The sequence below is a fragment of the Desulfogranum japonicum DSM 18378 genome (assembly GCF_000429945.1).
GTDB classification, from domain to species: domain Bacteria; phylum Desulfobacterota; class Desulfobulbia; order Desulfobulbales; family Desulfobulbaceae; genus Desulfogranum; species Desulfogranum japonicum.
On the sequence record NZ_AUCV01000001.1, the window covers coordinates 236,803 to 263,281 of the forward strand.

Sequence of the window (26,479 nt, forward strand, 5' to 3'; positions counted from 1 at the left end):
TTCTACCTTCCAGGAACCCCATGGGAATCCATATAGCTCTTCATCATAAAACTTCCTATCTGTATGACAGGCACATTTCTCTCGGGCCTCAGGTGATCCGGCTTCGACCTGCACCCCATTGCCGAACACCGATTTTGAGTTATGCCATGAAGGTAACCCCTGCTGAGCATTTTCTCAACTGGCAGCAGGACCCTTTCAGCAATTATCTGGCCCGCCTGGTGATACCGGAAAAAACCAGGGAATTTCACGTCGAAGTCGATCTGGTTGCAGACATGATAGTGATCAATCCCTTTGATTACTTCCTGGAACCCCATGCAGAGAAGTATCCTTTTTCCTATAAGAAAGAACTGGCTGTGGAACTGGCCCCTTACCTGGAAAAAGAGGAGCAGGGGAAAGCATTTGCCCGGTATATAGCAGAGATTGATCTTCGCCCTACCCAGACCATTGACTTTCTGGTTGCTTTAAACAGAAGGTTGAATAAGGATATCAGTTATCTGATTCGCATGGAGCCCAATGTGCAGACATGCAGGCAAACATTGGAATTGCGGAGCGGGTCATGTCGTGATTCTGCCTGGCTGTTGGTAAATATTCTACGGCATCTGGGATTGGCTGCAAGGTTTGTATCCGGGTATCTGGTTCAGTTAAAGCAGGATATGAAATCACTGGATGGTCCCTCTGGAGCAGAAGAAGATTTTACAGATCTCCATGCCTGGACCGAAGTGTACATTCCCGGTGCCGGATGGATCGGCATGGATCCGACTTCAGGGCTGTTTGCAGGTGAAGGGCATATTCCTCTGGCCTGTTCACCAAAACCACAAAGCGCGGCACCCATAACAGGCACACTGGATGAGTGTGAAGTTGATTTTAATCATGTGATGTCTGTGCAACGAATCCATGAAGCACCGCGATCAACCAAACCGTATCCGGAGGAAGTCTGGCAGAAAATTGTGACTCTAGGCGATTCTGTCGACCTGGAGTTACAAGGTCAGGATGTCCGTCTGACCATGGGAGGCGAGCCCACCTTTGTCTCCATTGATGATATGGAAAGTGCGCAGTGGAATACCGAAGCTCTGGGAGCGGAAAAGAAAACCCTGGCAGACCGGCTTATGCGAAAGTTGCGTGCCCAGTGGGCTCCTGGAGGTTTTCTCCATTATGGCCAGGGGAAATGGTATCCAGGTGAGCCTTTGCCCAGATGGTCCCTTGAATGCTACTGGCGTAAAGACGGAGAGCCCATCTGGCGTGATGTACGATGGCTTGCCGAGGTAAGCACGGATTACGGATATGGAGCTGAACAGGCGCATACATTCATTACAGCCTTAACAGAGCATCTTGGGGTCAATACAAAGTATATCCGCGCCTTGTATGAAGACCCTGTGGAAAACATGCTGAAAGAACAGCAGCTCCCTGTCAACGTTGACCCCAGGGATCCCAAACTGGAGGATCCGGAAGAACGAGCACGGATGATTCGTATTTTTGAGAAGGGGATTGGAGCCGTTGTCGGATATCTGCTGCCCCTGCAATACGGATCGTGGAAAAGTGGTCCCTGGCCTCTGCGGCGAGAACATATGTTTCTGATCCCAGGCGATTCTCCGGCAGGTCTGCGACTCCCCATTGAATCCCTGCCATGGGTCTCTCCCCAGGATCTTCCTGCGCGTTTTCCTGTGGACCCCATGTCTGTTTTTGAGCCATTACCCTCACGCCAGCAGATGGATCAAAGCATCAGGCACAACGCTGAACACGTCGCTGCAGAGTATATTCAACCCCAACCAGATCCGGTAAAAGAGCTGCACCCCGTGAAGGGAGAAGAGAATGCCTGGCAAGTGCGTACCGCGCTATGCGTGCAGCCAAGAGAAGGTAAACTGTATGTTTTTATTCCGCCAATAGAGGTGCTGGAAGGCTACCTTGAGTTATTGAGCGCCATCGAACATACTGCCTCTGAGACAGGGCTGGAAGTAATTATAGAAGGCTATCATCCTCCTGTGGATCCACGTCTTGCAGCTTTGAAAGTCACCCCTGATCCAGGTGTTATTGAGGTCAATATTCACCCCATGGAGAGTTGGCGGGAACTGATTGAGGGAACAACGACGCTCTATAACCTGGCGAGGAATACACGCCTTGGCACAGAGAAATTTTTACTGGATGGACGCCAGACCGGTACAGGCGGTGGCAACCATATCGTTTTAGGGGGAGCGACACCTCCAGACAGCCCTTTTCTCAGGCGGCCGGACCTGTTACGCAGTCTGATAACCTTCTGGAATAATCATCCCTCGCTGTCATACCTCTTTTCCGGTCTCTTTATCGGGCCTACCAGTCAACAGCCCCGTATTGATGAAGCCCGCCATGACAGCTTGTATGAATTGGAAATAGCTTTTGCAGAGCAGGACCGGCAAACCGACAACTCCAGGTATTGCCCACCCTGGCTTGTGGATCGTCTCTACCGTAACCTGCTGGTCGATGTGACAGGCAATACCCATCGCGCTGAATTTTGCATCGATAAGCTTTATTCGCCGGACAGCAGCACCGGCAGGCTGGGGCTGGTGGAAATGCGGGGTTTTGAAATGCCACCCCATGCCCGGATGAGTCTGGCTCAGCAGCTGCTCATACGTATTTGTTTGAGTTGGTTCTGGAGAGTACCATATCGGCAGCGACTGGTTCATTGGGGAACACAACTGCATGATCGTTTCATGCTGCCCCAGGTGATCCATGATGATTTTGCAGATACCCTGGAGAGCTTCAAACAGGCAGGTTATCCCGTGGATATGGAATTTTTTCATCCCCACTTTGAATTTCGTTTTCCCATCTGCGGCAAAGTCATATTTGAGGGAATCGAAATTGAAATTCGAACAGCCCTTGAACCATGGCATGTGCTTGGTGAGGAACCGGGCGGAGGAGGGACGGCCAGGTACGTTGATTCATCCCTGGAACGATTACAGGTAACAATGTCAGGTGCCAGGAATGAAAGGTATATAGTAGCCTGTAACGGCCGACGAATACCCCTTCATCCGACACGGCAAAATGATGTTTACGTGGGGGGGATTCGTTATCGAGCATGGCAGCCACCAGCCTGCCTGCACCCGACCATTGGCGTACACGCGCCGCTGGTTATCGACCTCATTGATACATGGAATAACAGAGCGGTTGGAGGGTGTACCTATCATGTAGGCCATCCTGGAGGTCGTAATTATGATGTTTTTCCTGTAAACAGTAATGAAGCAGAGGGAAGAAGGCATGCCAGGTTTATTCCCCATGGGCATACCACTGGGCGTCTGAGCAGCATTCCCCCTGCGGAAAACAATCCCTTCTTTCCATATACTCTTGATCTACGTACCTGATCAGAGGTAACATGGACCACGATAGAGGTGTCTGCCTGCAACGGTTTCCGGGTGTACGTCTTTTATCAGTATGCGTGAAGCGCATGGAATACACTATTTTGAGACCGTACAGGCCTGATGCCTGACTTTTGTATGACCAGATCTAAAATGCACAGTAAAAGTGCCGCCAGCCATGAGCAGGCTGCACTTTTTTCTTCTTTCTCTGTTTCTGAGAATTCGTATTGTGAATCACATATCTCTTCCTCTGAAGCCCGGGGGCATTGGCAGGTATTGATCAATTCACTTTCCTGTAAGGACAGTGACACATTGAGCAGGTATCATGACCGGGCAATGCGTATGCGCCAGGAAGACGGCGCAGTTATTAATCCTTTTGATGAACTGGATAAACAGCCGAATTCCTGGAGTTTAGATATCCTCCCTGTCCTGCTTACCTCAAAGGAATGGGAAGATATTGAACTCGGCATCGTTCAGCGTGCCCGCCTTCTTGAGAATCTTCTGGCAGATGTATACGGTGTCCAGGAAACAGCAAAAAAACGTCTGTTGCCTGCAGAAATGGTTTTTGCAAACCCACATTTTTTGCACAGTTGCCATGGCATTCAGCCTTTAGGAGGACGATTTCTCACCTTCTACGGGGTGGATATGTACAGAGATGTCAATGGGACGTTCAAAGTGTTCAGGGATTATACCGATCTTCCCACAGGATTGGGTTATGCCCTGGAAAACCGAATTGTGCTTTCCAGGCTTTTTGCTGACTTTTATCCTAAAAAGAATATCCAGCGGCTGGCTCCTTTTTTTAAAACTTTTCATCAGGCTCTCATAGAAAGGCTTTCCCTGTCTAAAAATGATCCAGGGATTTGTCTGCTTACATCCGGTCCTGGCAACCCGCTTTATTTTGAACAGGTACTGCTTTCCCGTTATCTTGGTTACCCGTTGGTTGAAGGGCAGGATTTAACTGTTCGGGATGCCCAGCTTTTTTTAAAGAAATTGGGGGGGCTGGAACGGGTCGAAGCGCTTTTTCGACATATTTCGGATAGAGAAAGTGATTCATTTGCCTTGCACAATAGCGCAGATACCGGTGTTGCCGGATTGATCCAGGTCTGCCGTGAACAAAATATTGAAGTTATCAATCCCCTTGGCAGTGGCTTTGCCCAATCACCGGGCCTTGCTGCCTTCCTCCCTGACTTGTGCCGTCATCTGCTTGGGCAGGAACTGAAGCTTGCCAATCATCCATCATATTGGTGTGGAGACAAATACGGGTTGGAATATGCTCTGGCTCACCCTGACCATGTTTCGGATCTTGCTCCCCATCAATTTTTCGAGGAAGGGAAGGCTGTTTCTGTTTCCGGGGACCAACTGAGCAGGCACCCAAGGCATTTTTTCGCATCTCCAGAAATTTCACCTTCAACTGCTCCTGTCTGGAAGGGAGACTCTTCTGCATCCCAATACATTCTCTATCGTTTTTATGCCTGTGCCACAGCCGATGGCTTTGCAGTATTACCCGGAGGCCTTGCTTTAACTGCGGAGTCTCTGGAATCTCTTGTGGGGAATAATCCAGCAGAGCAGAGCAGTAAAGATATCTGGGTATTTTCCGATAAGGTGGTGGAACCGGTCAGCCTGATGCAGGGAATGCAAACCATTCCGGAATTCAAACGTCACAGCGACCTGCCGAGCAGGGTTGCGGACAACCTGCTTTGGCTTGGGCGATACCTGGAGCGGGCAGAGGGAATGATCCGACTTTTACGTACTGTTTACCGTAGAGTTTCAGGAGAAGACCGGTTTGAAGATATACCCGAACTCCCTTTTCTGGTCGTTTTACTCAAGCAAAAGGGAATTCTGCCAGAGTCTCCTGAAGAGGACACCAACCAGTTGCTTTCGTTCGACCTTTTTGATTATCTTTACCAGGCAGTTCGAGGGGAATCAGGTGCAGATACAATAATAAACATCCTGAAACGGGTGCTTCAGACCGCATGGAATGTCCGGAACCGATTCTCTCTGGACTCGTTGAAAATGGTCAATATGCTGGATCGACTGGTCCGGCGGGAATCCAATGATCCCCTGGAAGATCTTGACATGATCATGCTCACCTTGAGCGGTTTCAGCGGCCTTGCCATGGAGAGCATGACTCGAGGCCTGGGGTGGAGATTCATGGACCTGGGGCGCAGGATAGAGCGTGCTGTTAACCAGGTGAGTCTCATTCATTCTTCGCTTACCCATATTTGTATTGACTCTGAAACATCGCTCCCCACCATGCTTGAGGTGTCTGACAGCTTGATGACCTACAGAGACAGGTATCGCACTTCGTTTCAGCTGGGGCCTGTACTGGATCTGCTGCTTGCCGATGAAACCAATCCCAAGTCAGTGGGTTTTCAACTGAAACAGATAGCCAGTCATGTGAAGTATCTTCCCCAGCATAATGAGCGAAGGTTTGCCACCCCTGAAGAGCGCCTGGCTCTGGAAATGTTGACAGGGATACGTCTTTTGGATCTCTCCCTGGCAAGTTGCAGCAGTGACATGAGCGAAGAAGATGAGCTCTCCGTGTTTCTGCAGTCACTTGAAGAGAAGCTTGGCCTGTTTTCCCAGCATGTAACGTCGCATTACCTGAGCCGTATACCTACAACTCCCCACTATGGTACTATCCACGGGAGCTTACAGGTATGAAATACAGGGTGACACATACCACGGCATATGCGTATTCGATTCCGGCGTCCCTTTCCCAAAACGAGGTGTTTCTGACCCCACGTAATACTCCGAACCAGAATGTCCTGTCTTCTGAGCTGAGAATAGTGCCTACGCCGCAATATATGCATCGACGGGTAGATTATTTCGGCAATACTGGTCACTTATTCATGGTGCAGCATCCCCATGAAAATCTGCGTATCACAGCAATCAGTCAGGTTGATACCAGTCCATTGCCGTTGCCTGAAAAGCAAAAAACTCTTCCCTGGGAACAGGTGGTTGAACGATTGCATACTTCCGCACTTGAGCAGGATGTGATGGCCTGCCAATATTGCTTTGCCAGTCCAATGATTCAATTGCAGGACGATGTCTTTCAGTACGCTGCACGCTCCTTTGTGCCAGGAGTGCCGATTCTTGAGGCTGCACTGGATATCATGCAGCGGATTTATGCTGATTTTGAATATGATAAAGACGCCTCAACCGTGGATACATCTGTGAGTGAGGTGCTGGGGCATCGGAAAGGGGTTTGCCAGGATTTTGCCCACCTGGGTATCAGCTGTCTTCGGTCGCACGGCCTGGCAGCACGTTATGTCAGCGGTTATCTTGAAACTATCCCGCCTCAAGGGCAGCCAAAACTTGTTGGTGCAGATGCCTCCCATGCCTGGTTTGCGGTGTATATTCCAGATCATGGCTGGGTGGACTGCGACCCCACCAATAACATGGTTCCCAATGACACCTATGTTACCGTAGCCTGGGGGCGGGATTATAGCGACGTCGCCCCTGCCAAAGGCGTTGTCACAGGTGGAGGCGTCCACGACCTGACAGTGCAGGTGGATGTTGCACGTTTACTGTAACCTGGGGCTATATCTGCCGGCTGATTAGCTCATTAATGACGGCTTCTCCCTGCTGGGGATGTAAAGTGCTTCCTGTTTTGGGTGGCGATCCAGCGCAGCCCCCCCTAGACCTCTCTTACCTCCTTACTAGTGCCCACTCGTATACCTTAATGTTCAGAAAATAGTTTTTATGAACAAAAAATAACATTCAAAACGCCTTTGGAAAAAAATAATCCTTGTCTCGCAACGCCTTCCAGGGATCTGCAAAAAATAGCTTTGACATAATCATTTTGATCACTTACAAGACATTGTCTTTAAAATGTGACAACTATAATTTTTCCAAAATCATTTTTGATGAATTATAGGAAATTTATATACGTTCACGTCGCCTTTGATCAACTTTTCATTTGCTCACGTAAGATACCAATGAATTTACCTCCATCCTCAGGCAAAGTCCGTAAAACTTATCGCACATGCATGATGCTGGCGATTTTCAATTTTAGCCTCTGTTCAGCAGCACATGCAGTCACCTTTGAATACGATGCACAGCACAAGCTCACCAAGGCGACCTATGAAGATGGTATGACCATCGAATACACCTATGATGAAGCTGGTAATCGTCTGACACGGACTATTACCGCTGCAACAACACCCGCTGTTGATACCGATGGTGATGGCCTTACCGATAGTGAGGAAACAGATAACTTCGCCACAGATCCTAACAGTACCGATTCAGACAATGACGGTATCAGTGATTACGATGAAATCGTCTACTGGGGTGGTGACTGGAACAGTGATATTGATAATGACGGCCTTATTGCTGTCCTTGATCCTGATTCAGATGGCGATGGTGTAACAGACGGTACTGAACTGACTCAGGGTACGGACCCTGCCATGGCTTCAAGTGTATTGATTGCTTCAGTTACCCTTGAAAATAGTGAAGATGGCACCACATCAAGGTGGCAAATGTACGATGACGACCCAGCAGGGGCCACCATCACCAACGTCTACGACCAAGACAAAAGCAGTCAGGTCATAGAGCTTTCAGGCTCAGGGCAGGATAACGCTTACCTACTGGCCAATGACGATCAGTCCTACTGGAACCTGTCCGGCTATCCGGTATTTTCTTGGAGCATGCTCTACAGTGAGTCCTTTACGGTATTTTTTGCTTTGGAAACTACACAAGGTACCCGCTACATGTATTACACCCCAAGGACCGACAGCGATCTTGGTACAGGCCAGTACATCCATCATGGTATTGGTTCAACCGTGGTTACAGGTAGCTGGTTCACTACAGTGCGTGACTTGGAATATGATCTGAAAACAGCACAGCCTGATAATGAACTAGTATCTGTCACAGCGATGTTGGTTAAAGGAAGCGGCAGGATTGATGATGTCATTGCTTACAAGGATATTCCTACAAATCTTGATTCAGATGGTGACTCCATTACTGACAGGGATGAGCGCGATACTTATGGCACATCACCTTATGCTGCTGACACAGATCAAGATGGCATTGATGATGGAGAGGAATTGACCTACTGGGGCGATGCCTGGAATGCTGACTCAGATGTAGACGGAGTAATCAACCTCCTGGATCAAGATGCTGACAATGACGGCATTACCGATGGCCTTGAAAAAGAAGCAGGAACAGACCCTGCTGATGTTACCTCCATACCTGATAGCATTGTCTATGAAGATGCGGAAGACGGAACCATTTCAGGATGGCAAATTTATGACAATGACCCCACAGGGGCAGTCATCACCAACTCCTACGATTCCGACCTGGGCAGTTATGTCATCCAGTTTTCAGGGGATGGCACCAATAACGGCTACCAGTTGAGCAAAATAGACCTCAGCGATTGGAACAATACCAGTTTCACCAAATATTCCTGGAAGATGCAGTTTGCTGAAGACTTCATCGCTGCCTTTATGACACAAACAACCCAGGGTACCCGTTACATATACTACACCCCTGTAGGAAGCGATTCCTTGGGTACAGGTACTTACGTGCATCACGGCTTAGGTGCTGCAACCATGGACGGTACCTGGCAGACCATAACCCGTGACCTGGAAACCGACCTCAAGGATGCCCAACCTGATAATGACCTGATCTCCGTGGATGGATTTTATATCTTCGGTAATGGCAAGGTGGATGACGTCCAAGCTGTAACAGAATAACCCGCAATACCTCGATACCACTGCTATTCTGTTTTTTTGAGAATTACGACATACTATTACTGACACATATCCCATGAAACGCAGAGTATACACATTAGCTTCCTTATTTGTTGCAGCTACCCTTTGCCTCAGTTTTACACCCCAGGCAGTCCAGGCTTCCACACAGCCTTACATTTCAGGGCATCAGGTCAACTTCGGTACAGGTAATAAATACCTGAGTGCCACAGACGTTCGCTTCAACAGCCCAGGACCAGGATTATCCTTTTCCAGAACATACAACAGCCAGAGCGATGAAAGCTCAGTGCTGGGCTACGGATGGGTAACCAATGGCAACCAGCATTTGATAATTGCAACCAGCGAGATTTCCGTGGTGAAAGCGGGGGGACGGTATGTCACCTTTACAGCAGATGGTGATAACCGCTGGATCAATGAAACGGGCTCTTTGCAGGTTATTACTCTGACTGCAGACGGCTATACACTGACCCAGAAAGATCAGACCACCCTGTTTGATACCAATGGGAACATAGTTAGGTACACCGATAAAAACGGCAACAGCATCCATTACACCTATACGGATGATCTGCTGTCCTCAGTGAGCAATGACTTCGGCAATGCCATCACCTATACCTATACGGATGGCAAACTCACTGGCATCAGTTCAGCCCAGGGTGATTACCAATACGCCTATGATAGCAATGACAACCTGACCACTGTTACCCAGCCTGATAACACTACCATCCAGTACCTATATGAGGATAGCAACGACGTTCACAACCTCACAGGGGTAATCAATGAGGAAAACGTTCAGACCCTCACAGTGGAATACGATAGCTATGACAGGGTTATCCGTTCTGCAAAACAGGGCGGATCGCAGGAAGTAACCATTGATTATCCTGCGAACTATTTGCGAACCGTAACCAATAGCCTTGGGGTGGTTACCACCTACCACCTGGATGTGCTGCATGGGATCGTTAAAGTGGGTTCCTTTGAAGGTCCAGGGTGTTCCTCCTGCGGTTCCACCTCTGATACTTCCTATCTGTATAACGATCGTTTTCAGGTGGAGGAATCCACCAATGGCAAAGGGGTGAAAACCAGCTATACCTATGATAGTGATGGCAATAAGGCCTCCATGACTGAAGCTGTTGGTACTGAACTGGAGCGTACCACCACATACACTTATGAAAATGACAGGGTAAAAACCATTACTGAGGCATCCGTTGCTAACAGTGGGCAGAATGTGGTTACTACCCTGGACTATGACTCCAATGGTAATCTGAAAAGCAGTACTGAAAATGGATACGACGGTTCTGTCTCCATATTCCGTACTACTAGCTATACCTACAACAGCTATGGGCAAATCAAAACCATTGATGGCCCCCGTACTGATGTGCCTGACGTTACCACCTTTTGCTATTATGCAAATGATACTTCTCAAGGGTTGAACCGTGGACAGTTGCATACCGTCACAAATGCCAAAGGGCATGTGACCACCTATGGTGATTACAACGCTTTGGGGAAAGCTGAGACCATCATTGCTGCTAACGGTTTGACTACAAGGTATACCTATAACGATAAGAAGCAATTGCTTTCCTCTGACACAGGCGGATTGATTACTTTCTATAGTTATGATGATGCAGGTGTGTTGCAACAGATAACCAACCCTGGAAATCGAATCATTACCTACTCTTATAATACAGCTGGTCAAATTGAGACAATTGCTGATAGCCAGGGGAATGCGATTACATATTCCTATGATACCGAAGGCAAAAATACAGGGCGACAAATTAAAGACCCTGACGGTACACTCAAGGCTTATTTAAACTTCGAATACGATGACTTTGGTCGCGTTCATGTTGTCAGGTTACCAGGCGATGCTGAACGAAGTTTTGACTTTGATGAGGTCGGAAATTTGGTTACAGAAATAAACGCAACAGGTCTAGAAGCCAGCAATGATTACGATGCGTTAAACCGAATTACAAGTGTTGCCTTGGATGGTAAGTCTGTTGGTGCCTATTATGACCTGCATGATAACCTGATTCAATTTGATGACCCTAGAGGCAACAGTACCACCTTTACTTATGATGATTTTGGCCGAAAAACTCTACGCTCGGCGCCAGATACTGGTGCGACCACTTATCTGTATGACGAAGCGTCGAACATAGTTTCTAAAACAGATGCACTCAACAGGACCGTGACAGTTGAATATGATGCGCTAAATCGGCCCGTAAAAACGGATTACGCTTCCCAAGCTATCACTTATCTTTATGATCAGGACGTTCACAGCACTGGTAGGGTAAAGCAGATCAACGATGAATTTGGCAGTATCGTTTTTGATTACACCGGGCTTGGACAACTGAGCAGAGAAGAGCGAACTATTGAGGGTGCTACGATTATCACCGGTTATGGATATGACGTAACAGGCGGACTGATCAGTATTACATATCCCAGCGGAATGGTTGTAACCTATAGAAAAGGATCGACTGGGCAGGTCGAATCTGTATCAATTGATGGTCGCACAGTTGTTTCTTCTGTCACTCACATGCCTTTTGGTCCACTGAATAGTGCGCTTTTGGGTAACATATTAATGAGTCGGGAGTATGATCAACGCTATAACCTTACAAGTCTCCAGGCAGATACTTTGAACTATACCTACGAGTATGACAAGGAGGGACATATAACCGGTATAACGGGGAAATCTTGGCAAAGACCCTCTGCGTTGTCTGAAATCTACGCATATGCAACAGATAGTAACAGGCTGTCCGGAAAGGATGAACAGACCTATGCTTATGATGCTGTGGGTAATATTACATCAAATGGCACTTTGTCGTTTAAGTTCGATGCACTCAACCGTCTTGAAAGTGTTGAGCAAGAAGGTGTAACCATAGCAACCTACGGATATGATTATGCCAAACGCCGCATCAAGAAAACCGTTGCTTCAGAAATTACCTATTTTATCTATGACCTCAAAGGTAATTTGATTGCAGAAACAGCAAGTAACGGAACTGTGCAGAGAGAATATATCTATTTAGATGGTGAGCTCATTGTACAGAAACTGTACCAAGAAAATATGGGTTTGTACTATGTGATTAACGATCATCTGGGTGCTCCCCAGCGTATGATAAATGAGGCTGGTAATATTGTCTGGAAGGCAAACTATTTACCATTTGGCAAGGCTCAGGTCACACTATCCTTGGTAAGCAATAACATCCGGTTTCCAGGTCAGTATTTTGATAACGAGACCGGATTGCATTATAACTGGCACAGATACTATGACCCAGAAATGGGTCGTTATTTAACCGCTGATCCAATTGGGTTTGAAGGTGGCGATGTTAACTTCTATTCTTATGTCTGGCAAGATCCCCTCAATTGGATTGATCCATGGGGATTATCAGGAGAAGCGGGCCGATATGTTTGTTCAAAAATAAATGATTGTCGTGAATATTGTAATGCGTGTTGTGCTCTTTTTTATATTCCCAGTACTGTTTATTACGCTAATAAAACAGCACTCGATCATGCAAATGCTGTTAGTAAGGGAATTGATTCAGCTATAGATGCATATGATATGACTAAAAAAGGAGATGGACCAAGCCCAACATTGACTCATCAAATATTTAAGAAATCACAAAAGGCGAGCGATGGAATTATGGCAACTAAGGACGTATTAGACTCAACCAAAGAATTTGCTGAGAATTTAACTGATTCCATACGAAGTTGCCAAGAAGGATGCGCTGGCAAAGATAAATGTTGTTATCAGGAAAAATAAAGATTTTCAACGTATCAATGAGAAACTACCAAATACTCTTATTATTTGTATTCCTTATCTCACCAGCATTTCTCCATGCAAAATGCATCGAAGGTGATTGTGAGAATGGATATGGAACGTATTCTGATTTCTGGACAACTTACAAAGGACAACATAAGGACGGAAAATATCATGGAGAAGGTGTCCTGACTTTTCGTGTGGGGGGAGAATATGTTGGTCAGTTCCAAAGTGGGCGTTACCATGGCCATGGTCATAAAACAGTTCCAGGTTCGCAAGATTATGAAGGAGAGTTCAAAAACGGTGAATATGACGGGAAAGGGACGTTACTATTTCCAGATGGTTCAAAGTATATCGGCCAATTTAAAAATGGACAACCACATGGACAAGGGATCTATACAAATCCAGACGGCACAAAATATGATGGGCAATATGTAGAGGGGAAAAGGGAGGGGAAGGGCACTCTCATTCTACCTGATGGCTCTAAGTATAGCGGGCAATGGAAAGATCGCTTGCCAAGTGGACAGGGCAGCTATTTTTGGGCAGATGGAAGAAAATATGTTGGTCAGTTTAAGGCAGGCGATCAAAATGGACAAGGGACTTACACTTGGCCTGATGGGAAAAAATATGTCGGCCAATTCCATGATGGATTACGACATGGCTTTGGAACAGAATGGATTAACGATAAAGTCAGCAAGTCAGGTTATTGGCTCAATGATAAATATGTAGGGGAAGAAAAAACTAACGGTTTAATCGACGCTGAATAGTTTTTAGCCTCGTCAGACAAATCTATGGGTAAATTCCGGCACAGGCAAATTTCCAATATTATGATATAGCGCGATTTCTCTCAGTGTATCGCTTCTGACACCATACGATTTTCTGATAGTCAGTTTTGCTTTATTGTTAAACCCTTCCGAATACCTAGCGCTATATCTTGTTGGTATATGATTTCATTTCGCCCAAAGCCCTTTTACCCATAACGAGAAGGGTTTGGGCGAAATGAAATCGTTTTTCCGCCAATGCTTGGGGAGATGAATCGTTCCGCAACTATGACAAAGACCCCTTAAAATCACCACAATATCCCTGTTTATTGTAGCATTGCTGATTTTCCCTCTTTCAGCAAAACAGGAACAAAAAACTGTACAGTAGGGGATAAGTCACAGGGGCATTGGAACGTTAATCCTGTTGGTACTTTCAGCTGCTGCGTATCTCTAGGATCACGAGCAGCGGATTGTCTGTGATCTTATCTGTTAAAAATTAAAACAACCGCAATTGTAATATTGCTGTCTCTAACACACGTTATCGCGATGGAAAAGAAGAATAAATCATTTGGCAGTGTATGTTTTAAGGTTGCATTATTTTCTGGTATTTTTTTTGCGCTTTTGGTCAGCAATAACGCTATTGCTGCCTCTGTAACTCTAACAGCTACAGATCTTGGAAATGGAGGAGTTCGTCTTTCTGCAAGTGCATCTTTTGCATCCTGCAAAGTATGTGATGCTTATGGGAATTGCCATACGAATAATAGAGGAAGTGTCAGTATACCTTATAGGTGCGCAGATAGTGGGGAAGGGTCAGCCGAATGTTCGGTAATTCTCGATAGAGGGACATTACATGGGACAAGAAATTTTACCGCTAATGCTTCAGATTGTAAAGGTAGTGCTAGTGACAGCATAACCACAGAATTTGATAATACCCCAACTGTCAGTTATCAAGAGCCGACAGGAGAGGTAGAAGAGCCATTTGATATAAAAGCTAATGTAGTGTTCAAACCTACCTTGCAAGAAAACAAAGGAACTATTAATGCGTATGTTCGCAATGCCTTTATTGCTCGAAAAATATGTAAGACAGAAAATTGTTCTTTTAGTTATGAAGAAGAAACTGGGAGTTTGTATGATTTAAACCATGGTGGGCCATATACAATAATAATAAGAGCTTATGGCGGTGGAGCTTCAGCTGAAGAGAGTGGATCCATTACTGTTGATAAAACTCCAGAAGTAGAAATTACTTCACCTGCTGGAACTGTCAGTGAGCCATTTGATATAACCGGGACAGCCACTTTTAAACCTACTTTAAATGAAGTTAAAGGTACTATTACACTGTATGTTCGTAATGGTTTTGTTGCTAGTAAAAAATGTATGACAGAAAATTGTTCATTTAGCTATAAAGAAGAAGTTGGAAAATTGTTTGACCTAAATCATGGTGGGCCTTATGAGATCAGAATGCGTGCAAGTGGTGGTGGCATATATACTGATCAGACTAAAGATATCACTGTAGATAAAACTCCAGAAGTAGAAATTACTTCACCAGCTGGAACTGTTAGTGAACCATTTGATATAACTGGGACAGCTACTTTTAAACCCACGTTAAATGAAGTTAAAGGTACTATTACACTGTACGTTCGTAATGGTTTTGTTGCTAGTAAAAAATGTATGACTGAAAGTTGTTCGTTTAGCTATAAAGAAGAAGTTGGAAAATTGTTTGACCTAAATCATGGCGGGCCTTATGAGATCAGAATGCGTGCAAGTGGTGGTGGCATATATACTGATCAGACTAAAGATATCACTGTAGATAAAACTCCAGAAGTAGAAATTACTTCACCAAAAGGAATGGTTACCTCTCCCTTCAATGTAACAGGATATGCCACGTTCAAGCCAACTTTAAATGACGTGAAAGGCACGATTTATGCTTATCTGAATGGGGCATATCTCGGGTCTAAAACATGTTCCACGCTCTCATGTGATTATAATTATCAGCAAATCAATGGAGCTCTAATTAATCGTAATATTGGTTCTTATACTCTTCGCTTCAGGGCTACGGGAAGCGGTGCAACAGCTTATGCAACCGAGCAGTTTCTCGTTACAGATATAATACTTGAAAATAATTTAGACGATGAATGCCCTAATGATTAAATAAATTATATGCAGAGATTATCGAAAAAGAAAAACGGTTAAAACTCTATGCGCCATATATGGGTGTTTTCTTTGATACAGGTGATCTTTGGAGTATTGCTTTTAATGGAATACACGAAACAGGGTCCCAACAAGGTAAATCAACCAGGATGCTCCGCTCCTTACGTCGCGTTTATTATTTGGGACATTATGTGTAAAGAAAGCCATGAGCATCATACAAGAAATTAAAGAATCATGGGGTTGGGTTGGAATTGATCTTGTTGAGATTGTAGGGGAAAACGATTTCGGAAATCTGATGATTAGGGACTCGCAAGGCCAGTATTGGCGCCTCTGTCCAGAGGATGTCTATTGTGAGGTCGTCGCCAAGAATAGAGAGGAGCTTGACCGCCTATCTACAGATCAAGAGTTTTTGGAAGATTGGTACATGCGAGCGTTGGTTGAGCAAACTACCCAGCATCTTGGTCCGCTCTCTGAAGGTCAGAAATACTGTCTCGTAATCCCTGGAATTATTGGCGGTGAGTACGCAATTTCAAATATTAAAAAGGTATCAATGATTGAGCTCGTGCGTTTCTCGGGTGATTTGGCTTGCCAAATCAAAGGACTGTCTGATGGTGCTCAAGTTCAGCTAAAGGTGGTAGATTGAGTGTGCATAAGAAGCTGTGCAGTGGGGCCCGTTACGCTATGCCACTCCTGCTAGAAGCGACGTAACATATTCCTCCCAGAGTGCAGTTGAATTTGGAGCCAATGTTGCTGTCACTGAGACAGTTGTTTTTTGGGGAGGAAGCTTATTTGGTGTTTTTTTTGAAAATTTGCCTCACGAAAAGCATTCAAGCGATCTTGCCGGAGTGTTGGGGATCTCTCTTCAATTGCAAATCAATCAATAAATAAAGAAGGACTGACTACTGCTGCGCGAGTTTTAACGAAACATGCTTCGGAACAAAGGGTGTCAGGAACATTTCCTAAAATAAGCGGAGGCATTGTAGAGCAAAATAAAGCCGCTCGACAAATAGTTGACGATATATTGGGTAATTCTAATTCAACATTTGCCAATTTAACTTTGGGTTGTCATTTCTATGGAGGTCCGAGAGCCAGATGGAAGAGGCATAAGGTATAATAGTGACGGAAACTTTCTGGTTTTCTTGACAAGAAGAAGAGATAAGCATGAAGTCGAAATTTAGCGTGGATTTTTTTAGCGATGAGCGATACGAATATGTGACTGCAGAAATATCATACGAAGGTCAAATTCTTTGTCAAATTAGTCAAGACAAAGGAAAAAGCAATATGCTAATTGAGTTTTTCCATGAACAGCGTGTTTTGGCGAAACAACCCAAAATGAAGTTTTTTGTTAATGATTTTCTTTTGTTAATAGAAGGTGTTAAGAATGATTTAGCTACCTATCGCTAAGAACGGTGGGCTTCCATGTGCAATCGACGTGATTATAAACAATCGTTAAGCCATACTTACTGATTACCGCAAGATAGCATGCTAACCGATCAGCGGTACTAAGCCGACACCTTTCCATCCGGAATGCAAATTTTAAGACCTTGAAAGTACAAAGTCCTTAAATAAAAAAAGCACTTAACCTATGAACAGGCTAAGTGCTTGATATATATGGTGGGCCGTCGGAGACTCGAACTCCGGACCAATTGATTAAGAGTCAACTGCTCTACCAACTGAGCTAACGGCCCACATGCGTACAATTTGTGGGAGCCCATGAATATCATAGGTTGATAGTTACGTCAAGGGTGAAAAGGCTTCTGGAGATTTTTGTCAGCAGAAAAAGAAGTGGTGGTTGTGTAGCTGTTCTTATTTCCAGTAATTTTTTTAAAACTCCTTGACATTGACGAGAATTGACCTATCTTCACATGTATTTCACGTAGTATAGTCAATGCCTTATAGTAGGCTGTGTCTGCTGTCATGTAAAAGCAAATGATTTTTAGAAGTTGGCTTGCGTGTACAGTTCTTACTTGAGAATCTCCCCGGAGAAGAAAAAGTTCATCTGACGTGAAAATAACCGGTTGAAAAGTGTGCCCAGAAGTGTACTTTTAATCCGGTTGTACTACTTTTTTCTACTTTATATGAGGAATGCGGGTCAGCCCCTTCCCACCATACATGGACAAATCATCAGAAACGACCACCCAGGACGAGGCTCCCTCGAGTAAGGGGGTATTTGATCGGCTGCGATCAGTCTTCCGTCTGCGTGCAACCCCCGATACCACAGAAGAACTGGAACATGAAATTCAGGAACTGCTTGAAGAAGGCGAAGAGCAGGGACTGATTACCAGTGAAGAAGAACGCCTAATCAGTTCTATTTTTGATTTTCGTGAAACCGAGGCGTCTGAAATCATGACCCCTTTGGCTGATATGGTTTGTGCGGAAGAGCACATGTCCATAGAGGAACTGGTTCAGCTAATCAATGATGAGGGCTATACCCGTATACCACTATACAGGGAAACCCTGGATCATATCATCGGTATTCTCCATGCCAAAGATCTGCTGAGGATATGTGCCAACGGTAACGGGCCTGAGCATGATATTCATCAGTATCTTATTCCGCCCGCCTTTATCAGAGAATCAAAACCCATCACAGAGCTTCTTCGTGAGTTCCAGGCCAAAAAAAATCATTTGGCTATAGTTGTAGACGAGTTTGACAGTGTGCGCGGCTTGATCACCCTTGAGGATGTGATTGAGGAAATCGTTGGTGAAATTGACGATGAGCATGATCAGGATGAAAGCTGGCTGCGGATAGTGGATGATCAGACCGTAATTGTCGATGCAAAGATTGACGTGGAAGATGTGGAAAGACATTTTGCAGTCACCCTTCCCGAGGGACCCTATGAATCCGTTGGAGGATTTATCGTGCATCAGTTAGGCAGGGTGCCTGATGTCAATACCATAGTGGAGAGTGATCAGCTCGTTTTCCGGGTTTTGGGCGCTGATAAAAGACGGGTGAAGTCGGTACGAATTAAGAAGCGGTCAGATGTTGTTTTACCCATCAGCTGAATTGTCCCTGAGCCGGGGGATAGGTTGCAGCGTTTTTTCCTTTATCCTGCTGTTTGTTGCCATGCCGGGACTTGTCGGCGGCTGGCCTTTGCTTTTTATTGCCCTGATTCCAGTTCTTTACGTCTGTCTCTATAGCGCTCCCAGAAACAGTTTTCTAGCCGGAATGATTGGTGGTTTCGTCTATCATCTGGCAACAATGTATTGGATAGTCATTGTTCTTGGGCAATATGGTGGCCTGCCTGTATGGATTTCAGTACCTGCTCTCATGCTTTTAGCCCTCTATATGGGGCTTTATCCTGCACTTTTCTGTTTGTTGCTCAGTCGTTTAACAGGTCGGTTTTGGCACAGAGAGCGGTCCATCGCCCCTCTTGTCTGGGCTGCGCCTGTGCTGTGGGTGGGGTTGGATTATCTTCGCAGTGTGTTGTTTTCCGGTTTTCCCTGGTTGGACATTGGCTATGGCCTGTATTTACACCCACAGTTGATCCAGGCCGCTGATCTTGGGGGGCATCACTTGATCACCTTCAGCCTGGTTCTCGCAAATGGTTTTATTCTAGCCATTATTGACCGGCAACGTAAGGCTGTGCGCTGGAATGTATCCATGGAAAGGCGTCTTCTTCTTTATGCCTGCGCTTTTTTGGTCTTTGTTTTCGGTTACTCCTATCTCAGGTATGAAGTGGTCGGGGCCCAGGCTACCAGAGCTTTACAGGCCAAGATCGGACTTGTGCAGGGGAATATAGATCAGTCGCTTAAATGGTCGGCAGAGGCCAAAAAACGAACAGTTGAAAAGTATATTTCGCTTTCAGAAGAACTGCTGAAAAATAAGGATACGGAGCTGATCGTCTGGCCTGAAACTGCTGTTCCTTTTTATCTGCAGAATGATCCTCTTGCTGATCATGTCGGCAATTTTGTCCAGCGCAATAATGTCTGGTTGTTGACTGGAACACCCATGTACAATATTACCGGTCCCAGACAGGCACAATATTTTAATGCTGCTGTCTTGATAAATCCTTCAGCGCATGTTGCCGGTACGTATTCCAAAAGGCATCTGGTGCCTTTTGGGGAATACGTACCATTGAAACAGGTACTGCCTTTTCTCCAGCCATTGGTGGTAAATGCCGGTGATTTTACAGCAGGTGATTCAGCTGCCCCTTTATCCATGGGGTCTGTCAAGCCCGGTGTCCTGATTTGTTATGAGTCGATCTTTCCGGATATAGCAAGGCAAAGTGTTGCAGAAGGTGCTAATATACTCGTCAATATCACAAATGATGCCTGGTACGGCAGATCCAGCGCACCATATCAATCTTTGGCTATGTCTGTCTTTCGTTCTGTGGAGACAAAGCGTTCCCTGGTACGTGCAGCCAATACAGGTGTGAGCGGTTTTATTGACCCTGTGGGCAATGTATGGGAAGAAACAGCGATTTTTACAGACAGTGCCATCTCGATGTATGTGCCGGTGTGGGAGAAGAAAACAGTCTTTAACAGATCTGGCTGGGCCTTTGGATTAGCATGTTTTTGTGGCATGGTATCGGTTTTGATTTTTTACCGTAATCGCGAATAACTGGTCTTTTTAAGGTTTGCTGGAGAGAGCTGACATAATGAATATGCCTCATTTATGGGCATTTTGATGAGGTGAATGTGTTTTGTCAGCGTTTCTGTATTGTGTCCTCAACTGGCCGTTTTGGCCTTACTCCCTATGGTTTTATAGAGTTGTAGGAAATTCGAGCTGAGAGGAAAATCGGAATTCTCTTTTTCATCACTTGAGACTTCCGCAATTTCTATGTAATATATTGCCCTTTTGTAAAGGCGCATGTTGTGTGGCGCCGGTTTTATTAAATGTATTATTGAGAAGGATTGTATTATGGCAGAAATGACTGATTCTGCAGAATCTCGACAGGTGCTTAATGACCTCAAGGGCAGAATGCTTGCCCTGAAGGAGCATCTTTGACTTAGAGGGCAAGAAGGAACAGGTAGAGATACTGGAACGTCAGACCTTGTCACCGAATTTCTGGAATGACCAGGGAACAGCCAAAAAGGTTCAGCGTCAACTGGGACAACTTCAGGATGTTATTCAAAGCTGGGAGAAAAATTTCAGCGATATTGAAGATGTCGACACCTTGCTGGATATGGCCATTGAAGAGAATGACGAGGAAACTTTTGGCGAGGTAGAATCCAGCCTGGGGCAACTCAAAGAACGTGTCGACCTGGTTGAGCTGGAATGTATGTTCAGCGGCGAGCACGACAGTGGCAACAGTATGGTAACCATCCATGCCGGCGCAGGTGGAACAGAAGCCCAGGACTGGGTCGGGATGCTGTTGCGCATGTATCTGCGATGGGCGGAGAGCAAAGGATTTAAGGCTGATATTCTGGATCTGCTCCCTGGTGATGAGGCTGGAACCAAGAGTGTGACCATATTGATAAAGGGAAAATACGCTTACGGATATCTTCGATCAGAGATAGGTATTCATCGTCTGGTGAGGATTTCTCCCTTTGATGCCAGTGGCAGACGGCACACATCCTTTGCCTCGGTGATGGTTTTACCTGAGCTGGATGATAGCGTTGAAGTGGATATCCAGGATAAGGATATTCGCATTGATACCTATCGTGCCAGTGGAGCGGGTGGGCAGCACGTCAACAAAACCGACTCTGCCATCAGGATTACCCATTTACCCTCAGGTATTGTGGTGCAGTGTCAGAATGAACGTTCACAGCATCGCAACAAGGATATGGCAATGAAGATGCTTATGTCCAGACTGTATGAACGGGAAAAGGAAGAGCAGGCCAAAGAGCATGAGAACCTGCAGGGGGATAAGAAAGAGATCGCCTGGGGATCACAAATTCGTTCGTATGTCCTGCAGCCTTACCGACTGATAAAAGACCATCGGACCTCCCATGAAGAAGGCAATGTGGATGCAGTGCTCGATGGGAAGCTGGATGCATTTATAAAAGCCTATCTGCTCTGGCAACCGTCGTAACGAGGTAGACGTAGGGTACTACAGGCATAAGCAGGAGGTGTGGGGGCTGTTTCATCATGAAAACGACAATCCGGCAGCAACAGGAAGAGCTGGAGCACATAACCCTCTCCCCCTATGCCTGTTTCAGTAGCCAGTCCCGAGGAAGATTCTCACCCCGGAAAGAGAATCGACGGTGTGATTTGCGAACCGCCTTTCAACGGGACCGGGATCGTATTCTTCACTCCAAGACTTTCAGGCGCCTGAAGCATAAAACCCAGGTATTTCTGGCGCCTGCAGGTGATCATTACCGTACTCGACTGACCCATGTTCTGGAAGTCTCCCAGATTGCACGGACCATGGCCGTATGCCTTCGCTTGAACGAATATCTGACTGAAGCCATTGCCCTGGGGCACGATCTTGGTCATACCCCTTTTGGACATGCAGGAGAATTCAGCCTCAATCAGTTGCACCCCAAAGGGTTCAAGCACAACAACCAGAGTCTCAGGATTGTCGATTTTCTGGAAAACGATGGCTTGGGGCTGAACCTGACCTGGGAAGTCAGAAACGGAATTCTCAAGCATTCAAAAGGGTATGGCGACATTTTGCCTGACAACGGTAATGAGCTTGCTGCTACCCTTGAAGGACAGGTGGTTCGCGTGGCCGATATCATGGCGTATGTTAATCACGATTTGGATGATGCCCTGCGCGCTGATATGGTGCATGGGATGGATATTCCTTTGCACCTGCGTAAGGCGCTGGGCGAAGATTCCTCAGATCGTATCAATGCCATGGTCAGTGATTTGGTAAAAACAACCCTGCATTTTGATGACGGAAGACTTCATCTCAGCGATGCCATGCAGGAGACCATCAATGAAATGCGTGCCTTCCTCTACGATAATGTGTATCGGAACTGGCGAGTACACAGCGAATTTGAGAAGGCTCAACGAATAATCCGTGATCTGTATGCATACTTCCTTACCCATGAATTCCCGGAACATGGTACTGGAAAATGCTGCAGCAGGGATGAGCCCATGACAGATCAGGCGCGTGAGAGGAGAAACCGTCAGGTCTGCGATTTTATAGCAGGGATGACAGATCGCTACGCCCTGTCTCTTTACACCCAGATATATATGCCCAAACCCTGGAGTATGCGCTGAAGGTTGCCTGATTCAGGGGCATATTTCATTCTAGAAGACAAACAGACAGCCAATGGGCTGTTTATTAAGCAACATGGATAACAACGCCTTGGAAACAAACAAGAAATACGATCTGCCCAAAGGATATCAGTTTGATGAAGTGGAACAACGCTGGTATACGCGTTGGCTGGAGGAAAAAACTTTTGCTGCAAAGATGGAAGAAGGTGTGCCTTCTTTTTCCATTGTTATTCCTCCACCGAACGTGACCGGGGTTCTGCACATCGGACATGCCTTAAACAATACTCTGCAGGATATCCTGGTTCGCTATCATCGCATGAAAGGGCATAATACCCTTTGGGTACCTGGCACTGATCACGCTGGTATTGCCACACAGAATGTTGTGGAAAGACAGCTGGCCACTGAAAGCAAAACGAGGCATGATCTGGGCCGTGAAGGGTTTATTGAACGTGTCTGGAAGTGGCGTGAAGAAAAAGGCGGAACGATCATTAATCAGTTGAAACGCATGGGTGCCTCCTGCGATTGGGATCGGGAACGATTTACCATGGATGAAGGATTATCCATGGCTGTTCGCGAGGTGTTTGTACGTTTATATAAAGAGGGGTTGATTTATAAAGGGGATTACATTGTTAACTGGTGCCCCCGTTGTCATACAGCCCTGGCCGATGACGAAGTCGAGCATGATCCAACCGATGGTAAACTGTATCATATTCGTTATCCTTTTGCGGATGGTTCCGGTCATGTGGTGGTCGCCACAACCCGTCCGGAAACTATGCTTGGTGATACAGCCGTTGCTGTGCATCCGGAGGATGAGCGCTATCAGGGGCTGGATAAAATCGGAATTTCCTTGCCCTTGACAGACAGAACCATTCCCGTTGTTTTTGATCATCATGTCCAAAGGGAGTTCGGTACAGGTGCATTGAAGGTAACCCCTGCCCATGACCGCGATGACTATGAGATCGGCCTGCGTCATGATCTTGAGCGGCTCAAGGTCATGGATGACAAGGGCATCATGAATGACGCTGCCGGTGCCTATGCCGGGCTTGATCGTTTTGAGTGCCGCAAAAAGATCGTTGCAGATCTTAAGGAACAGGGCTTCCTGGAGCGCATCGAAGAGTATCAGCACGCTGTGGGCAAGTGTTACCGCTGTTCAACTGTGGTTGAGCCAACGACTTCCAAACAGTGGTTTGTCTCTGTGCGTCCCCTGGCAGATAGGGCTGTGGCAGCGGTGCAGGATGGTAAAATTAATATCTATCCTAACACTTGGTACAAAACTTTTTATTCATGGATGGACAATATACGCGATTGGTGTATTTCCAGACAGATCTGGTGGGGGCACCGTATTCCAGCCTGGACCTGTACCGAATGTGGCGAGGTCATGGTTGAAATTGATGATCCTTCCACGTGCAGCAAGTGTGGCAGTGCTGACCTGCGGCAGGAAACCGATGTGCTCGACACCTGGTTCAGCTCTGCATTATGGCCTTTTTCAACCCTGGGATGGCCTGAGCAGACCAAAGAGCTGGCTACCTTTTATCCCACCTCGGTGTTGATTACCAGTTTTGACATCCTCTTTTTCTGGGTAGCCAGAATGATGATGATGGGACTGCATTTCATGGACGAAGTGCCTTTCCGTGATGTCTACCTCCATGCCCTGGTGCGAGATAAGCATGGCAAAAAAATGTCCAAATCCACAGGGAATGTCATCGATCCATTGGTTATGATCGAGCAGTATGGGACAGATGCCTTCAGGTTCACTCTTACAGCTTTTGCTGCCCAGGGGCGTGAGATTCGAATGGATGAAGAGCGGGTTGAAGGATATCGTCGTTTTATCAATAAATTGTGGAACGCAGCCCGATTTGCCCAGATGCATCTGAAAGAGGTGGAGCCTGGTATCACAGAGGTGGTAAGGCGACCAGATGAACTGGATCTGGTACACCAGTGGATCTTAAGCAGAACCAATCAGACAGTGATTGAAGTCCGTCGGGCACTGGACGAATATCGTTTCAATGATGTGGCTTCACTGATTTACCAGTTTATCTGGCATGAATTCTGTGATTGGTATGTGGAATGGATCAAAGGAGATCTGTACAGTCAGGATGCTGATCGAACCCGTCATGCGCGGGGTGTCCTGCTCCATGTTTTGGAGACTGTTCTCAAACTCCTGCATCCTGTGGCGCCTTTTGTTACAGAGGAGATCTGGAGCCAGCTGCCGGGAGATCGCGGAACTGTTATGACAGAGAGCTTTCCTGAGCCGGACGCAGGGTTGGATAACGAATCTGCCCAACGCGACATGGAACTGCTTATGGATGTGATTTCCGGACTGCGAACTGTTCGCACCGAGGCAGAGCTGCATCCTACGGCTAAGATTGAGGCAACAATTATTTGTCCTGATCCTGCTAAACGTACACTTCTTGAGAACTTCGCACCTGCAATTCAGACCATGGTGCGCGCTCAGTCCATTACCCTGGTGGAAAGTGGTACCGTGCCAGATGATGCCGGGCACACAATGATTCAGGATATTGAACTGGTAGTGCCATTGTCAGGGTTCATTGATGTGGAGGCTGAGCTGGAAAAATTATCCAGAGAGAAAACAAAACTGGAAAAAGAATTGCATCGGGTACAAGGGAAGCTGGGGAACGAGAAGTTTCTTAACAATGCTCCTGCTGATGTGGTCGCTAAAGAAAAAGAAAAATTGGCTGAATTCGAGGCCCATCTGGCTAAAAACCAGGAATCTGTAACCCGTTTGCAGAAATTACGTTGATATGGATAGTTATCTTCTTGAAACAAGTCTCCACACGTTTTTGCGTGAAGATCTGGAGCATGGCGATATAACCACAGATGCCATCTTCGGGCCTGACGATCAGGCCCGGGCCAGGTTTATTGCCCGGCATCCCATGGTTGCCGTTGGCATGGAAGAAGTCGCTGCAAAGGTGTTTTCTCTTCTGGATTCACGGGTTCAGTGCCTGCACCCGGTGCCAGACGGAAAGCTGGTTGATACAGGTTCCGTATTACTTGAGTTTGAAGGCGCAACGCGGACCCTGCTGCGTGGTGAACGCGTTGCATTGAATCTTGTACAACGTCTTTGTGGTATAGCTACCCAGGCAGCCCGTTTTGTAGAACGGGTGGCTGATCTGGACGTGAAAATCGTAGATACCCGGAAGACCACCCCAGGTCTGCGCATGTTGGAAAAATATGCCGTACGTGCTGCCGGGGCCTACAACCATCGTTACAGTCTCAGTGACGGGGTACTGATTAAGGATAATCACATTGCGGCCTGCGGCTCCATAACCGAGGCTGTTCAGCGGGCACGTAGAGGAGTCCCCCATACGATTCAGATTGAAGTCGAAACAGATACCATGGAGCAGGTAGAGGAATGCCTGCGTTGTGGAGTGGGGGTCATCATGCTCGACAATATGGACCTTGCTACCATGCGAAAGGCTGTTCAACTGATAAACGGGAGAGCATTGGTGGAAGCTTCTGGTGGAGTAAACCTGGAAACTGTGCGTGATATTGCCGAAACAGGGGTTAATATCATTTCAGTGGGAGGTTTGACACACTCTGCTCCTGCCTGCGATATTGGTATGGACTGGTTGTGAGCTTGTAAAAGACGCGTCATCACCGGTTCATAGGTGGTGGCGTGCACTCTGTCCAGTTTTTTGAATCTGACAGGAGACTATTCC

The 26,479-nt window shown here is 46.4% G+C and carries 15 protein-coding genes and 1 tRNA gene; 15 read left to right on the plus strand and 1 reads right to left on the minus strand.

Annotation, left to right across the window (positions count from 1 at the left end; translation table 11 throughout):
- Nucleotides 1–20: 20 nt before the first annotated feature.
- The 9 genes from G493_RS0101050 (at nucleotide 21) to G493_RS0101095 (ending at nucleotide 17,095) form a co-directional block, all read left to right on the plus strand.
- Nucleotides 21–3,332, plus strand: a complete 3,312-nt coding sequence (locus tag G493_RS0101050) for a transglutaminase family protein (protein WP_028578874.1) — start codon at nucleotides 21–23, stop codon at nucleotides 3,330–3,332.
- A 132-nt stretch (nucleotides 3,333–3,464) separates the two neighbouring features.
- Nucleotides 3,465–5,990 (plus strand): circularly permuted type 2 ATP-grasp protein, encoded by a 2,526-nt coding sequence (locus G493_RS0101055; protein WP_028578875.1) that lies wholly within the window; start codon nucleotides 3,465–3,467, stop codon nucleotides 5,988–5,990.
- The gene (locus tag G493_RS0101060) at nucleotides 5,987–6,862 is read left to right on the plus strand and encodes a transglutaminase family protein (RefSeq protein ID WP_028578876.1); all 876 of its coding nucleotides are present in this window, start codon (nucleotides 5,987–5,989) and stop codon (nucleotides 6,860–6,862) included. The genes G493_RS0101055 and G493_RS0101060 overlap by 4 nt, the downstream gene beginning before the upstream one ends.
- Nucleotides 6,863–7,267: 405 nt before the next feature.
- On the plus strand, nucleotides 7,268–9,022 hold the full coding sequence (locus G493_RS0101065; RefSeq protein ID WP_161629773.1) for an RHS repeat protein: 1,755 nt from the start codon (nucleotides 7,268–7,270) through the stop codon (nucleotides 9,020–9,022).
- 73 nt (nucleotides 9,023–9,095) lie between these two features.
- A complete protein-coding gene (locus G493_RS0101070; protein WP_028578878.1) occupies nucleotides 9,096–12,785 on the plus strand; it encodes an RHS repeat-associated core domain-containing protein in 3,690 nt (1,229 codons plus the stop codon).
- Nucleotides 12,764–13,549 carry an MORN repeat-containing protein gene (locus tag G493_RS27235; protein WP_051308912.1) on the plus strand — a complete coding sequence of 262 codons (786 nt, stop codon included), beginning with the start codon at nucleotides 12,764–12,766 and terminating at the stop codon, nucleotides 13,547–13,549. Before G493_RS0101070 ends, G493_RS27235 begins: the two co-directional genes overlap by 22 nt.
- Before the next feature lie 540 nt (nucleotides 13,550–14,089).
- Complete coding sequence (locus G493_RS0101080) at nucleotides 14,090–15,691, plus strand: hypothetical protein (RefSeq protein WP_028578879.1); 1,602 nt, start codon at nucleotides 14,090–14,092, stop codon at nucleotides 15,689–15,691.
- Nucleotides 15,692–15,896: 205 nt separating this feature from the next.
- Nucleotides 15,897–16,334: a T6SS immunity protein Tdi1 domain-containing protein gene (locus G493_RS0101085; protein ID WP_028578880.1), complete on the plus strand. Its 438-nt coding sequence runs from the start codon at nucleotides 15,897–15,899 to the stop codon at nucleotides 16,332–16,334.
- Between the two features lie 518 nt (nucleotides 16,335–16,852).
- Nucleotides 16,853–17,095 carry a hypothetical protein gene (locus G493_RS0101095; RefSeq protein WP_051308913.1) on the plus strand — a complete coding sequence of 81 codons (243 nt, stop codon included), beginning with the start codon at nucleotides 16,853–16,855 and terminating at the stop codon, nucleotides 17,093–17,095.
- A 208-nt stretch (nucleotides 17,096–17,303) separates the two neighbouring features.
- On the opposite strand, the gene G493_RS0101100 is transcribed toward G493_RS0101095, so the two are convergent.
- Nucleotides 17,304–17,379: transfer RNA gene (locus tag G493_RS0101100), tRNA-Lys, on the minus strand.
- Between the two features lie 424 nt (nucleotides 17,380–17,803).
- Here G493_RS0101100 and G493_RS0101105 point away from each other — a divergent pair.
- The 6 genes from G493_RS0101105 (at nucleotide 17,804) to nadC (ending at nucleotide 26,395) form a co-directional block, all read left to right on the plus strand.
- Nucleotides 17,804–18,694, plus strand: coding sequence for a hemolysin family protein (locus G493_RS0101105; RefSeq protein ID WP_028578883.1), 891 nt, complete (start codon nucleotides 17,804–17,806; stop codon nucleotides 18,692–18,694).
- Entirely contained in the window at nucleotides 18,672–20,252 is a 1,581-nt protein-coding gene (gene lnt, locus G493_RS27240; protein ID WP_051308914.1) for an apolipoprotein N-acyltransferase, read from the plus strand. The genes G493_RS0101105 and lnt overlap by 23 nt, the downstream gene beginning before the upstream one ends.
- 300 nt (nucleotides 20,253–20,552) lie before the next feature.
- Nucleotides 20,553–21,666, plus strand: a protein-coding gene (prfB, locus tag G493_RS27245) for a peptide chain release factor 2 (protein ID WP_153306402.1) whose coding sequence is annotated in 2 segments (ribosomal slippage) — nucleotides 20,553–20,636 and nucleotides 20,638–21,666 — 1,113 coding nt in all. Because the reading frame shifts where the segments join, the coding sequence is not laid out codon by codon here.
- Between the two features lie 56 nt (nucleotides 21,667–21,722).
- Nucleotides 21,723–22,802, plus strand: coding sequence for a deoxyguanosinetriphosphate triphosphohydrolase (locus G493_RS0101125; RefSeq protein ID WP_028578884.1), 1,080 nt, complete (start codon nucleotides 21,723–21,725; stop codon nucleotides 22,800–22,802).
- Nucleotides 22,803–22,854: 52 nt separating this feature from the next.
- Nucleotides 22,855–25,560, plus strand: a complete 2,706-nt coding sequence (locus G493_RS0101130) for a valine--tRNA ligase (protein ID WP_232363692.1) — start codon at nucleotides 22,855–22,857, stop codon at nucleotides 25,558–25,560.
- 1 nt (nucleotide 25,561) lies between these two features.
- Nucleotides 25,562–26,395: a carboxylating nicotinate-nucleotide diphosphorylase gene (nadC, locus tag G493_RS0101135; protein WP_028578886.1), complete on the plus strand. Its 834-nt coding sequence runs from the start codon at nucleotides 25,562–25,564 to the stop codon at nucleotides 26,393–26,395.
- Nucleotides 26,396–26,479: the final 84 nt, after the last annotated feature.